This is a genomic window from Kosmotoga olearia TBF 19.5.1, from assembly GCF_000023325.1.
In the GTDB taxonomy this organism is placed as follows: Bacteria; Thermotogota; Thermotogae; order Petrotogales; family Kosmotogaceae; genus Kosmotoga; species Kosmotoga olearia.
The window spans coordinates 914,788-927,514 of sequence record NC_012785.1; the positions used below are offsets into that span (position 1 = coordinate 914,788).

The following is a 12,727-nucleotide window of genomic DNA, read 5'->3' on the forward strand; positions in this document are numbered from 1 at the left end:
AGTTCAAAGGTTGAACAAAAAAAGGGACCCTCAAGGGTCCCTGAGTGCTGTCTATCCAAGGGGGGATAGGGGGGTCGCACTCTACAAAAAAATTATAGTTTCTTACTATTACAGGTAGGTTTTCCTCCCGCTAAGGATTTTATGCTATTCACTTCACTCTTCTTTGAAGACTCTTCTCAACTTAACTTTTCCTTTCTTCGCAGATATAGCCTTCAGCGGTAGAAGCATCACAGCAGGTTGAGCTCTGAAAATTACATTGCATAAGGCTTTCTTGCTGTCATATGGGCTGGAATGAATGATTTCAATTTCTTCACCATCTTCTGCTATTTCCACATCTTCCGGTCTGAACACTATATTTTCGATTCGATTGACCCCTAGCGGTGAAAAGATCTCCATAACTTCTATTGAAGGTGGGTTGGCGTAGAGCTCAACCGGATTCCCTGAAGCTATGAAGCTCCCTTTCTTCATCACGTAAACCCTGTCAGCTACCGCCATAGCATCTTCAGGGTCGTTGAGGACTATCACAACACAACGTCCCAACACCATGAGAAGTTTCTTCACCAGCGTACGCATTTCATTCCTGATTTTTCTGTCAAGTCTTTCGAAAGGCTCGTCCATGAGAATCAATTCAAAATTTCTGACAGTTTCTCTCGCTATTGCCGTTAACTTTCTTATTCCTGCCGGTAGTTTTTCTGGAAGCTTATCGAGATAGTCAGAAAGCCCATCGAGTTCTTGGGCTTTTTTTACTACCTTTCCTTCCGCTTCTTTGTCTTTTCGCAATCTGAGAGGGAAGGCCACATTTTCGAAAGTATCCAGATGAGGAAAAATAGCGTCATTCTGAAAGACAAATGCTATATTTCTCTCGTTTGGAGATAGAGCGGTTGCGTCCTTACCGGCGATGAACACTTTCCCACCGCTTGGTTCCTGAAGGCCAGCTATTGCCCTTAAAAGAAGAGTCTTTCCACATCCAGAAGAACCTAGAAGAGCTACGATCTCATTTTCCTTAGCTTTCAAACTTACGGGACCAAGCTTAAAATCCCCGAGCTTTGCTTCAAGGAACTCCACTCTTAAAACATCTACACTATCCATAAGCCATCCCCCAGAGTTATTTAAAAAGATTGCCGATGAATCTCAGCAGCCATATTATCCCGCTGATAAGGCCACTCAAAACGAGACAGGTAGTAATTGGAAACCAGAACTCGAATCCATCTCTCGAAATGTGTATATCTCCCGGTAGCTTCCCGAAAGGAATCCCTATTTTTCTAAATAAAAAGACAGTGGCAGCCAAAATGAACGCTATTATTCCAATCTTGATCAACAGCTTTTCTAAAAATTCCAGAGTGCACACCTCCTGGATCTTTCCAGAAAACAGGCGTTGGCATGTTTTCAATCCAATTATAACCCTTCATAACCCTTTGGTTGTGCAACCAAAAATTGTGGTATATTAGTTGTAAGTATGAATACCTCTTTGTTGGTTGTACTCGGCTTCACAACTAACATAGCCAATTTAGGCATTACATCAACCAGTTTACGGTGTTAGGAGTGAAAAAATGAAAGAATTATTGAAAAAGATTGCGAAAGTTTATGGGACACCAGTGTATGTGTATTTTGAGAAAGAGATCAAAAACCGTATAGACAACGTTTTAGGAGTTTTTGAGGGAATAAATGTTTTTCCAACGTTTGCTGTGAAAGCAAACAACAACCCCCACTTATTGAAGGTCATTTACAATAAAGGCTTCGGGATGGATGTAATTACCCCGGGAGAGCTTTATGCTGCAAAATTGGCAGGTGCTTCGCCTGAAAAACTGGTATGGAACGGTAATGGAAAAACAGAAACAGACATAAAGAAGTTCATTGGAAGCGTGAAATATGTGAACGTAGATTCTTTTGAAGAAATGGAGATCTGGAAAAAGAAAGAAGCAAACGTTGAATTGTTTATCAGAGTGAATCCCAATATAGATGCGCGTACACATCCTCATATCTCCACTGGTCTAAAAAAACATAAATTCGGTATCCCGTTGGATAAACTCGATGAATTTCTGAAGAAATTCCCCGATAACCGAATCAAGGGATTACACGTTCATATAGGATCTCAGATAACCACCGTTGCCCCTTTCGTTGAGGCGTTCGAAAAAGTCTCTGAAGTATCGAAAAAATATGGATTTGAGAAGATCAACATTGGTGGGGGATGGGGAATAAATTACGATGGAAAGGAGCTGGATTTATTAGAATACAGGAAAAAAGTTGTCCCGCTTTTGAAGAATTTCAAGGAAGTTATATGCGAGATCGGCAGGTACATCATTGGCCCATCAGGGATTTTATTGTTAAAGGTTCTGAACTTAAAAAAGACTGATGACAAATATTTTGTTGTTGTGGACGGAGGAATGAATACTTTAATCAGGCCAGCACTTTATGGTGCGCATCATGGTATCAAGATTCTCGAGCCCACTGCTTTATCCGGGAAAATAGATATAGTCGGTCCCCTTTGCGAATCTGGAGATAAGCTGGCATGGGATATAGAAATAGAGTTACCTGAAGTCAGCAGTTTGTTGTACGTTGAAAACGCAGGAGCGTACGGATTCTCAATGTCTAACAACTACAATTCTACCCTCAGGCCAGCGGAGGTACTGGTAAAAGAAAACGGTGAAATAGTATTGATAAGGCGAAGAGAAACTTTAAATGATCTGTTTGGAACAGTGCAGAGAACCGAGATCCGAGAACCCGAGAATCCGAGATAGCCGCTTCGCGGCAGATAAGAACCCTTCGGGATTGTTACGACCGGCTACGCCGGTGTTGCGAACTCCTGCGGAGTTGTCGCGAACTGCTTCGCAGTTGACATGCGCCTGCGGCGGATTAAAGCATGTTCTATTCCGGCTCGAAGAGCCGTATGGCCGTGACGAAGTCACGCATAGCCTGGGCAGAGCCTAGCACAGCCACTGCGAAGCAGCGCACAGCGTCTGCAAACCTCAACCTCGTGAGCGTCCGGAGCGTAGCTCCGCACTTCAGCAGCGTAGCTGCTATCTCGGACTCTCGGTTCTCAGTTTTCAGTTCCCCTCATAAAATATTTCCAGAATACTGTTTTCAAAACCTTTGGCATCGGTTTTTGACTTTGAAAAGTTGTTTTCGAACAGTGAAAATACCACCATTTTCCCCGATTTTGTTTTCATAAAACCTGCCAATCCGGAAACTCCCGTAAGCGTTCCCGTCTTTCCCCAGACTTCAAAATCGAATCTCCCTTTTATTGTTCCATCATTTTTCGAATATGAAAGAATGTCGAGAAGTGTATCTCCATACTTTTTGTACATGTGCTTCAGGATTTCCACAACCAGTTTTGGGGAAACAAGGTTGTATCTTGAAAGACCAGGACCATCGGTGATCGTAAAATCGTTCACGCCGTACTCTGTGACACTTTTAACGGTTCTTATCAGGGCTGCTATGGAGTTGTTGATCGTTCCTTTTTTCAATACCTTTGCTCCCACTGTCCTGAAAATCTGTTCGGCTACCTGATTGTCGCTTACCTCGATCATGCTTTTCAGAATCTCTCTCAATGGTTTGGATTCGTGGATATAAGCCGGTTCGTGTTTTTTTGATATGTATTTGACAACCATTTCACCTTTTACGGAAACACCCAGTTCTTCAAAGGTGCTTTTCAATGTCTCAAAAAATTTTCTGGTTAGTGTATACTGATCAATTCCAGAAGAGATCGATGGATACGAAGGCCCTTTTATCGTAAGAGCGCCTATCATCGGATTGGGATCATCCCACATCCAACCTCTTCCATAGATCTCTTTTCTATCGAAAAGTCTGTCGTCAAGAATTATGTTATTTATCTCAACGATCTTCTTATCTTCCACTATTTTGGCTATGATGTCGTGAAGTGTGGATACGTAAATAGTTGGATCTCCGGAACCTTTTACCCCGAAATCTTCTCCGATCAAATAAAATTTCGTTTTGTAGGTGTATTCCAAACCAAGGTTTTCTAAGGCAGCTAACAGTGTAAATAACTTTGTGACGGACGCTGGCGTAAACAGCTTTGTAGCGTTATACTGGGTAATAATTTCCCCTGTTTCGATATCTTCAACATAGATCCCAACGAATCCATCAAAGTTATCCACAAGTTCTCTCACCGTATCCCCAAATATTGAGGTAGTTAAAAGGATGAAAATTAAGAAAATTACTTTTTTCATTCTTTAACAGCCCCTCTGACCAGACCGGATATGATTTGTTTCTGAAAGGCCAGAAAAACCACAATTACTGGAATAGTCGCAATACTCGAACCAGCCATCAAATGAACGTAATCAATTCCGTGAAGTGTGTTGAAATATGCGATTCCTATCGGAAGTGTCCGCATGCTATCGGTATTCGTGAAGATTAAAGGATATAAGAACGAGTTCCATGTGGTCAGGAATGTATTGATACCCAGAACAGCTATTGCTGGCCTGGAGATTGGAAAAAGAACCCGGAAAAGTATTGTGAAATCCCCGCCACCATCTATTCGAGCAGCTTCGTCGAGGGATTTTGGCAGTCCGTCGAAATATTGCTTCATAAGAAAAATTCCGAATCCCTGAACTGCAAAGGGAAGTATTAAAGCCCAGTAAGTGTTATACATTGCGAGTTTTTTAATGAGTATGAAAAGGGGAATCATCAATACCTGTGCGGGGATCATCATTGTTGCCAAAATTATCAAAAGTACAAGGTTTGCTCCCTTGAAATTCTTTCTGGACAATGCGTAAGCGACTATTGAATCGAGTATGATATTCAAAATGGTAACGGACACAGTGACAATAACGCTGTTAAGGAAATACCTGTTAAAATTTGCGCTCTTCCAAACATCAACATAGTTTTTAAATGTAACTTCTTTCGGGATAAGGGTATCCCAGCTTGGGAGTATGTTGCCCTCAGGTTTTAGCGATGTTGAAATCATTATATAGAGCGGAAACAGGGTTGTTATTAGCAAAAAAATCAAAAGTGAGTATGCGATTGTTTGGCGTAACCTGTATCTCCAGTCTCTTTTTATTATCATATCAATATCACCTCTGATATCTGATAACCAGCTTCTGTATGAGCGTAAATGCAAGTATGATCATAAACAACACATAAGACATTGCAGCAGCGTAACCCATCTTCATTTTATGAAACCCTGTTTCGTAGAGATAATAAACAATCGTAGTTGTGGCTTTCAGCGGGCCACCCTGGGTCATTACATAAACTTCGATAAAGATCTGAAAGGACCTTATCGTATTTATAACGAGCACAAACAATAGCATTGGGGAAATCAGGGGTAATGTAACCTTTCTGAACAGATAGAATCCCTTTGCACCATCGATCGCTGCAGCTTCATAAATTTCCTGGTTGATTGATTGTAAGCCAGCCAGAAAAAGGATTGTATAATATCCGAAACTGGCCCAGATATCCATTGCCATAATCGCAGGCAGCGCATATTTCGGTTCAGCGAGGATTCCTCTACCGTACCTTACAGAAGCTCCAAAGAATTTCATTAAAGCCGTTAAATATCCATACGGTGAATAAAGATAAGAAAAGATGGTTGCTATAACTACCATCGAGGTAACAACAGGCATGAAATAACCTGATTGAAAAATTTGCTTCCCTTTGATATTAAGGTTACTCACCAAAACCGCCGCTATCAGCAGTGCTATTATGGTTGTAATTGGCACAGTGCCAACCACAAAAATCAGAGTGTTTTTCAGAGCCTTCATGAAAGTTGGGTCAGAAAACAGTTTTATGTAATTTTTCAAACCAACAAAAGTAGGAGGTTTCCCTCTGATGGGGTTGTAACGGGTAAAAGACAAATAAAAAGAATAACCAACGGGATAGAGTTTGAAAGTTAGAAAAGAAACTATCCACGGTGATAGCAACAGAAAAATTTTGAGAGAATTTCTAAGTCTTTTACTTGCCATGTGGATACCACCTCAAAAAAAGGGGTGAGGTGGGAAGCCCCACCCCATTTTCTATTATTTGTTATCGCTATTATTCGCCGTACTCTTCTTCAAATTCTTCAAGAATTACGTTTATTTCTTCCGCTGCCATATCCATTGCGGACTGCGGATCTATTGTTCCGTTGTAAACCTCGGTTATGTACTGGGTGAGAATTTCCTGGATCTCAACCCACTTTGGATGTGCAGGGGGTGTCTTTGTGAACTGGAGTTGGTTCATGATAACAAAGAAACCGGGCTGGTTCTTAAAGAACTCGTCGTCTTTAACGCTTTTGTCAGCCGGAAGCAATGTCGGTATTCTTGAGGAAATAGCCATTGCGGATCTTTTTTCAACTATGAACCTGGCAAGTTTTTCAGCTTCCTTTGGATACTTGGTGTTTCTTGGGATAACAATAACCTCGGCACCACCAAACTGAGTTGGTTTTGACCACAACTTATCCGGTCTAACAAAAACAGCATAACCGAAATCTAGTTCAGGAGCATCTTTCGCGAATGACTTGATTCTTCCAACATCGTCCATGATGATACCTACTTTTCCTTGCATGAAAGCCTGTCTTACGTTGAGGTTCGAGTCTATCATGGAGTATTTTGTGAGTTTTTGAACGAAACTCAGCGCTTCAACAAATTCAGGAGAGTTTACAGCAGCGCTCTTCCAGTCTTCTGACAACACACTTCCGCCGTTTGACCATGCAAAGGGCAGGAATGTTTGCCATGTTGTGTACTGTCCTGTTTTGATTCCAAATCCAAAGATATCATCACCTAATGCGTTGATTTTTTTCGCGGCATCCAGAAGCTCGTCCCATGTTCTCGGTGCTATTTCAGGATCGAGTCCAGCTTTTCTAAAGAGTTCTTTGTTGTAGAAAAGAATTCTGGTAGAAACAACCCATGGATAACCGTAATATTTACCTTTGTAGATTACAGGATCCCACATGTTGTACTTATCCAGCAGATCGCTGACATCAACTTCAAGAAGCGCACCGTCAGCCGCAAATTGAGCGACCCATGTTGAACCGAGCTCCAGCACATCTGGTGTATCGCCAGCAGCAAAAGCAGTGACTATTTTGTTGAATCCATCGGACCACGTCAGTCTTTCCATCTGTACCTCGATATCCGGGTTTTCCTTCATGAATTCTTCGATCACCGGACCCATCCATTTGTCAGACCAGAAATTCCAGAATTTGAGTACAACTTTACCTTCGGCAACAACCGCAAGCAAGCTGATAAGCAATACGGTTACCAGCAAAACACGCCTCATGACTAAATCCCTCCCTTTGTTAAAATGCACTCGCCTTTAAGTGGGGTGTTGTCAATCAAATAATCTAACAATCTAATAGCGAGATATTCATTCCAATCATATGTTGTTATATACGCATTAACCAACTCTTTGTCTTTGACAAAAAGATAATCGTAAGGAGATTGAATCGCAATCAAGAGGTTATTCTTGTTTTCGTGAATCAACAGATTTACGAGTTCAGCGGAATACTTGTTTCTGTAGGTATCCATCGTGAATATTATTACCCCATCATAAGTACTTGCTTTTTTTATGGTTTTTATATATCTGTATGGGGTTGAGCGTAGATTGTATTTAACCAGTTTGAAAGTTATTCCTTCTTTCTTCAGTAAAGACGTTATGTATTCCCTGGTATAAGCACGCTCTTGAACAATCGATACACCCGGGTTATAGGGGAAGAAGATGAGATACTTTTTGTCCTTTTCCAGGGAAAAATTACCCTTGCACAGTGCTATTCCATCAGAAATTTCTTCCCAGATCTTTTCTACTTGTAGATCGAGTTCATTAAGTTCGGAAGCGTACGCTAACAGACGAAGTTTCGTGATTCTTTTAACCGCATTATCTATAACTTCCTCAGGGATATTTCCGTTTTTTACTTCCTGGAGGATGTAATCCGCTACTTCCAGCTGAGTTTCTAAGTCTTTCCAGATGATGAACATATCAACACCGGCTAACAGTGATTGTTTCACCGCTTCTTTCACGGATTTACCTTCCGAGACTGCTTTCATAAGCATGTCATCGCTGATGATTACTCCATCAAAACCTAACTTTTCTCTCAAATAGGAGATTATTTTCTTAGATATTGTGGCTGGAACGTTGTCCCAAAAAGGCAATAATATATGAGCAGTCATCAATGCCGGTATCTTATTTTCTACAGCGATTTTGAAAGGGGACACATCAGTTTCGATAAAGTTGCTTTCAGGCTTATTGATAACTGGAAGTGAAGTATGGGAATCTGTATCCGTATCTCCATGCCCAGGAAAATGCTTTCCAACTGGAATAACCCCGGCAGAAAGAAGACCTTTAAAGAAAGCAACTCCATTCGTAGCTACCCTTGTTGGCTCGTTCCAGAACGATCGCACTCCTATGATTGGGTTAAAGGGATTTGAATTAACATCAAGTACCGGTGCGAAGTCCATATTGATTCCCAGATCTCTCAACGCTTTTCCCGTTAGATAACCTACTTTATAGGTTAATTCCGTGTCGTTTACAGAGCCCAACAGCATAGCATTTGGAGGTACAAAGATATCCCTGATTCTGGCGACCATACCGCCTTCCTGGTCAACGGCAACGAAAGGCGGGATATCATCACAGTGTGTTTTGATCTGTTCAACAAGTTCTTTTACCTGATCTTTATCTTTAACGTTTCGTCCAAAAATGACAAAACCTCTAACTCCCTTATCTATCAACAACTGGATCTGGTCATTGTAAGAGATTCCCTGAAATCCAAAGAGGAAAAGCTGTCCAACTTTCTGTTCAATGGACATCATACTTACAAATTGAGAGAGTGTTAATGTTCCAAGCAGGAGCATCTTAAAACTTTCAGAAAACATCAAATTCACCTGGCTTTCAAAGTGACCCTGAGTTTAAAATTGTCCTTTCTGTAATTCGAGTAAACATATTCAATGGGAATTTTCTCCTGTGAAAAAGTGATACGAACAATCGATAAAACACAATCCCCTTCTTTTATTCCAAGGATCTTTGCTACGCTTTTTTCGGCATGAACTACTTCAATTTCCTCTTCAGCAAAAGTCGGATAAATCGAAAACTCGTCTTTTAGAAGCTTATAGAGTGATTTGGTTGACATATCGTACTGTGAAATTTTTCTGAGTATGGGATATTTTGAAATATTCAAATATGCGTTCTCGATTGATCTTGGGCGGTCACCTTCATATCTCAACCTGGATAAGAGCAGCACCTTTGCTTCACCAGAAATATGGAAAGCATCTGCAACTTTTTCAGGAGGTTTAACGAGTTTATTTGTAAGAACTTTCGACCAGGCTTTTTTTCTAATTTTTTCCATTTCCTCACTAAAGCCAGTAAGATGGGAAAGGTCAGAAATCATCTTGTTTTCTGCTACATATGTTCCTTTACCCTGTATTCTATATATTAAGCCCTCTTTTACCAGTTCTTGCATCGCTTGTCTAACGGTTAGTCTGCTTACCTTGTAATACTTTGCCAATTCCTCTTCTGGAGGCAGAGGATCGTTTGGTTTCAGCTTGTTATCTTCGATAAACCTTTTTAAGTTCAACTTTATCTGGTAATAGAGGGGAATCGGGCTACTTCTATCAACAGATTCCAAAACCTTCATCTCCTTGTTATGATGTCTAGTTATATATACAACTTCATTTTATAAAAAAACTTCCATCGAAGTCAAATTCTGTTTAATCAGCGTTATTGCCATTTGACAACATTTTGAGGGCCTCAGACAAAAATTCCGTGCGCTCAAGTACGTTATTACATTCCTCTTTTGTTTTCCCTGAGAGTACCATTAAAATAGCAAGCTTTGTTTTATTTCCTGATAGTTTCAGAAACTTCTTTGCCTCATCTTTGCTGATTCCTGTGACTTCAGAAATAATTTTGGTTGCTCGTTCTTCTAACTTCGTGTTGAGGATCTGGACGTCGACCATGTAATTTTTATAAACTTTACCGAGTTTAATCATAGTCACTGTACTTATCATGTTTAAAACCATTTTTTGTGAAGTTCCAGCTTTTAATCTCGTGCTTCCTGTTATAACCTCTGGACCGGTTCGCAGTTTTATAACTACATCAGCCCATTGTGCTATTTCAGGATTTTCTACATTGGCAATTAACACGGTTCTACACCCTACTTCTTTTGCCTTTTTCAAAATTCCTTTCACATAAGGGGTGCGTCCGCTGGCGGTTAAACCGATCACGGTGTCTTCTTTTTTTACTCCGATACTTATCAAATCATTTACGCCGCCAATTTCATCGTCTTCTACAGATTCTACGGCTTTAAAAAATGCTTCTTCTCCTCCCGCCATCAACGGTAAAAATAGACCTTCATTGACTCCGAAGGTGGGAACGACTTCCGCTGCATCAATAACGGCTAATCTTCCACTGGTTCCAGCCCCACAGTATATTACCCTTCCGCCTGATCTAATCGAGCTTACCGTCATGTCAATTACTGTTGCTATTTTTTCGAGTTGTTCAGCGACAGCTAAAGGTACAGTAGCGTCTTCGTGGTTTATAAGCCTGAGCATTTCGATCGTACTTAAAGAATCGATATTGTAAGACTTTGGATTTGACTGTTCGGTTTCGAGTTTTTCTATCATAGTTTTCCTCCTTGTATAGGGTAAGTTTTTTATATTATTATATATCAATCTGTATAATACATAAGAGGTGGAGAGAGGTGGAGAAAATGTGGGAAACAGTGGATAAGATCGTTAAAAGCGGAATAAACAAGATTTATCCGGGAGCTGTGTTGCTTGTTGGAAGACCTGGAGAGATATTATACGAAAAAAGTTATGGGACAATTGACGGAGTCAGAAAAACTCAATTGGATACTATATACGATATTGCCAGCCTCACAAAGGTTGTTGCAACAACTACTGCCGTAATGAAGCTGTTTGAAGAGGGATTGCTGCATCTGAACGATAGGCTCGGTTACTTTTTGCCTGTTGAAGGAAAAAAAGCTGACATTACTATTTTCCAGTTACTAACCCACACTTCAGGTATGGCACCGTATACGGAACTCTGGAAACATTTGAAGGGAAAGGCGCTGTTAGAGGAAATTCTAAAGATTCAACCCGTTTATGAACCCGGAAAAATCGTGTATTCATGTTTGAATTTTATTACGTTAATGGCTGTTGTTGAAGCCGTTTCCGGGACATCGTTTGATGAATTCGTTTATTCGATTCTTTATCCTATAGGAATGAACAATACCTCTTTCAATCCTGAAAAATATGAAAATATTGCCCCAACGTCAATACGGGAAGGTAAAAGGCTCATAGGAGAACCTGATGATGAGCTTGCATATTACTTAGGTGGGGTCAGCGGAAACGCCGGACTCTTTTCAAGTGCACGCGATCTTTTTATCTTCATGAGTGCTCTGTTAAAAGGCGAAATCATGAGAAAGAAAATCGTGAATCTCTTTTCACAGCATGTTGTCGATTCAAACGGAAAAAGAAGACATCTTGGGTGGGAAGCACCTTATAATGGTTCAAGCGCTGGTGACATTCTTCTGCACTTGGATCATGCTTTCGGGCATACCGGTTTTACGGGGACGAGCATATGGTGTGATGGTGAGAAATTCGTTATCCTGCTCACGAATCGTGTTTTTATAAAGAGATTCAGTGAGGGAATTGGACGTATCAGGATATTACTTCACAACGTCGTTTTTGGAGGGTTATGAAGTGTGGGAAAAGTTTCTGAAACTGCTAAAAAAAGATGAACGGGTAGTCCTTGGTTTAATGTCCGGTACATCAGCTGACGGACTCGATATCGCTTTAGTCAAGGTCAGTGGTAAAACTCAAGATTTGAGGTTTTCCTTAGAATTCTTTAAATCTATCCCGTACCCAAAAGACCTACGAGAAAAAATTATTCGTGCATATAACCCGAATGTTTCAACCGTTAAGGATATCACGGAATTGAATTTTGCTCTGGCACGTGAGCATGTGAAAATGATTAAAGGTCTAGGCTTGCAATTTGATTTGATTGGTTATCACGGCCAAACGGTTTACCATATGCCGGAAGCCGGTGCAACTTTACAATTAGGGGAAGCTGATGTTTTGGCTGTCGAACTTGGAGTACCGGTAGTCCATTCCTTTAGGACAAAAGACATGGCTCTGGGAGGACAGGGTGCTCCAATCGTTTCGTATTTTGATTGGGTGGTTTTTGGAAGAGAAAGCGGTACTGCTACATTGAATATTGGCGGTATTGCAAACCTGACTTATTTATCTAAAAAAAGAGAAAACGTTATAGCCTTTGACACGGGACCGGGTAATTGTTTGATAGACGTTGTTGTCAATAAGTATTACTCACAACCCTTTGATATTGATGGAAAGATAGCAAAAAAAGGCAAAATCCGCGATGATGTTATTGAATTGTTGATGATGAAAGACGCAGACTATATTGAAAAAAGCCCCCCAAAGACAACAGGAAGGGAAAGGTACAACGAAGAATTTCTGGATGGTATCAAATGCCCTCCAAAGGATCTTGTACGCACTTTGACCAGATTCACAGCGCTTTCCATTCATCTGAATATCAAGAAACATGTGCCAAAGACGAAAAAGTTAATCGTTACTGGAGGGGGAGCATTCAATCCTGTACTTACAGACGATATCCGTTCCTTTGGATACGAAGTTGAAATACCAGACAAAACCTTCGTCGAAGCGAAAGAAGCGATCGCAATTGCTGTTCTGGCGAATGAGTTTTTGAACGGCGTCACTACAAATATCCCGAATGTTACGGGTGCAGAAAGAGAAGCGACGCTTGGAAAGCTTTCTTTGCCGTTCTGATT

General features: G+C 40.7%; 12 protein-coding genes. 3 read left to right on the forward strand and 9 right to left on the reverse strand.

Annotated features, from left to right (window positions below; translation table 11 throughout):
• Nucleotides 1–153: 153 nt before the first annotated feature.
• Nucleotides 154–1,089, reverse strand: coding sequence for an ABC transporter ATP-binding protein (locus KOLE_RS04385; protein WP_015868241.1), 936 nt, complete (start codon nucleotides 1,087–1,089; stop codon nucleotides 154–156).
• 16 nt (nucleotides 1,090–1,105) lie between these two features.
• The gene (locus KOLE_RS04390) at nucleotides 1,106–1,390 is read right to left on the reverse strand and encodes a DUF2905 domain-containing protein (RefSeq protein ID WP_237697540.1); all 285 of its coding nucleotides are present in this window, start codon (nucleotides 1,388–1,390) and stop codon (nucleotides 1,106–1,108) included.
• Nucleotides 1,391–1,550: 160 nt separating this feature from the next.
• Here KOLE_RS04390 and lysA point away from each other — a divergent pair, with 160 nt between their 5' ends.
• Nucleotides 1,551–2,738, forward strand: a complete 1,188-nt coding sequence (lysA, locus tag KOLE_RS04395; protein WP_015868242.1) for a diaminopimelate decarboxylase — start codon at nucleotides 1,551–1,553, stop codon at nucleotides 2,736–2,738.
• Between the two features lie 306 nt (nucleotides 2,739–3,044).
• Here lysA and KOLE_RS04400 read toward each other — a convergent pair whose 3' ends face one another.
• The 7 genes from KOLE_RS04400 to murQ form a co-directional block, all read right to left on the reverse strand.
• Entirely contained in the window at nucleotides 3,045–4,187 is a 1,143-nt protein-coding gene (locus KOLE_RS04400; RefSeq protein ID WP_015868243.1) for a D-alanyl-D-alanine carboxypeptidase/D-alanyl-D-alanine-endopeptidase, read from the reverse strand.
• Nucleotides 4,184–5,023, reverse strand: a complete 840-nt coding sequence (locus KOLE_RS04405) for a carbohydrate ABC transporter permease (protein WP_015868244.1) — start codon at nucleotides 5,021–5,023, stop codon at nucleotides 4,184–4,186. Before KOLE_RS04405 ends, KOLE_RS04400 begins: the two co-directional genes overlap by 4 nt.
• Before the next feature lie 7 nt (nucleotides 5,024–5,030).
• On the reverse strand, nucleotides 5,031–5,918 hold the full coding sequence (locus KOLE_RS04410; protein WP_015868245.1) for a carbohydrate ABC transporter permease: 888 nt from the start codon (nucleotides 5,916–5,918) through the stop codon (nucleotides 5,031–5,033).
• 70 nt (nucleotides 5,919–5,988) lie between these two features.
• A complete protein-coding gene (locus KOLE_RS04415) occupies nucleotides 5,989–7,209 on the reverse strand; it encodes a sugar ABC transporter substrate-binding protein (protein WP_015868246.1) in 1,221 nt (406 codons plus the stop codon).
• Between the two features lie 2 nt (nucleotides 7,210–7,211).
• On the reverse strand, nucleotides 7,212–8,798 hold the full coding sequence (gene nagZ / locus KOLE_RS11100) for a beta-N-acetylhexosaminidase (protein WP_015868247.1): 1,587 nt from the start codon (nucleotides 8,796–8,798) through the stop codon (nucleotides 7,212–7,214).
• A 5-nt stretch (nucleotides 8,799–8,803) separates the two neighbouring features.
• Complete coding sequence (locus tag KOLE_RS04425; RefSeq protein WP_015868248.1) at nucleotides 8,804–9,547, reverse strand: GntR family transcriptional regulator; 744 nt, start codon at nucleotides 9,545–9,547, stop codon at nucleotides 8,804–8,806.
• Nucleotides 9,548–9,629: 82 nt separating this feature from the next.
• A complete protein-coding gene (murQ, locus tag KOLE_RS04430; protein ID WP_015868249.1) occupies nucleotides 9,630–10,541 on the reverse strand; it encodes an N-acetylmuramic acid 6-phosphate etherase in 912 nt (303 codons plus the stop codon).
• Nucleotides 10,542–10,627: 86 nt separating this feature from the next.
• Between murQ and KOLE_RS04435 the strand changes: the two genes are divergently transcribed.
• Both KOLE_RS04435 and KOLE_RS04440 read left to right on the forward strand, forming a co-directional pair.
• The gene (locus tag KOLE_RS04435) at nucleotides 10,628–11,620 is read left to right on the forward strand and encodes a serine hydrolase domain-containing protein (protein ID WP_015868250.1); all 993 of its coding nucleotides are present in this window, start codon (nucleotides 10,628–10,630) and stop codon (nucleotides 11,618–11,620) included.
• A gap of 1 nt (nucleotide 11,621) precedes the next feature.
• A complete protein-coding gene (locus KOLE_RS04440; protein ID WP_015868251.1) occupies nucleotides 11,622–12,725 on the forward strand; it encodes an anhydro-N-acetylmuramic acid kinase in 1,104 nt (367 codons plus the stop codon).
• The last annotated feature ends 2 nt before the right edge of the window (nucleotides 12,726–12,727 follow it).

Coding starts and splice junctions, on each gene's coding strand:
- KOLE_RS04385 (WP_015868241.1), bottom strand. CDS start 1,089: ATGGATAGTGTAGATGTTTTAAGAGTGGAGTTCCTTGAAGCAAAGCTC.
- lysA (WP_015868242.1), top strand. CDS start 1,551: ATGAAAGAATTATTGAAAAAGATTGCGAAAGTTTATGGGACACCAGTG.
- KOLE_RS04400 (WP_015868243.1), bottom strand. CDS start 4,187: ATGAAAAAAGTAATTTTCTTAATTTTCATCCTTTTAACTACCTCAATA.
- KOLE_RS04405 (WP_015868244.1), bottom strand. CDS start 5,023: ATGATAATAAAAAGAGACTGGAGATACAGGTTACGCCAAACAATCGCA.
- KOLE_RS04410 (WP_015868245.1), bottom strand. CDS start 5,918: ATGGCAAGTAAAAGACTTAGAAATTCTCTCAAAATTTTTCTGTTGCTA.
- KOLE_RS04415 (WP_015868246.1), bottom strand. CDS start 7,209: ATGAGGCGTGTTTTGCTGGTAACCGTATTGCTTATCAGCTTGCTTGCG.
- nagZ (WP_015868247.1), bottom strand. CDS start 8,798: ATGTTTTCTGAAAGTTTTAAGATGCTCCTGCTTGGAACATTAACACTC.
- murQ (WP_015868249.1), bottom strand. CDS start 10,541: ATGATAGAAAAACTCGAAACCGAACAGTCAAATCCAAAGTCTTACAAT.
- KOLE_RS04435 (WP_015868250.1), top strand. CDS start 10,628: ATGTGGGAAACAGTGGATAAGATCGTTAAAAGCGGAATAAACAAGATT.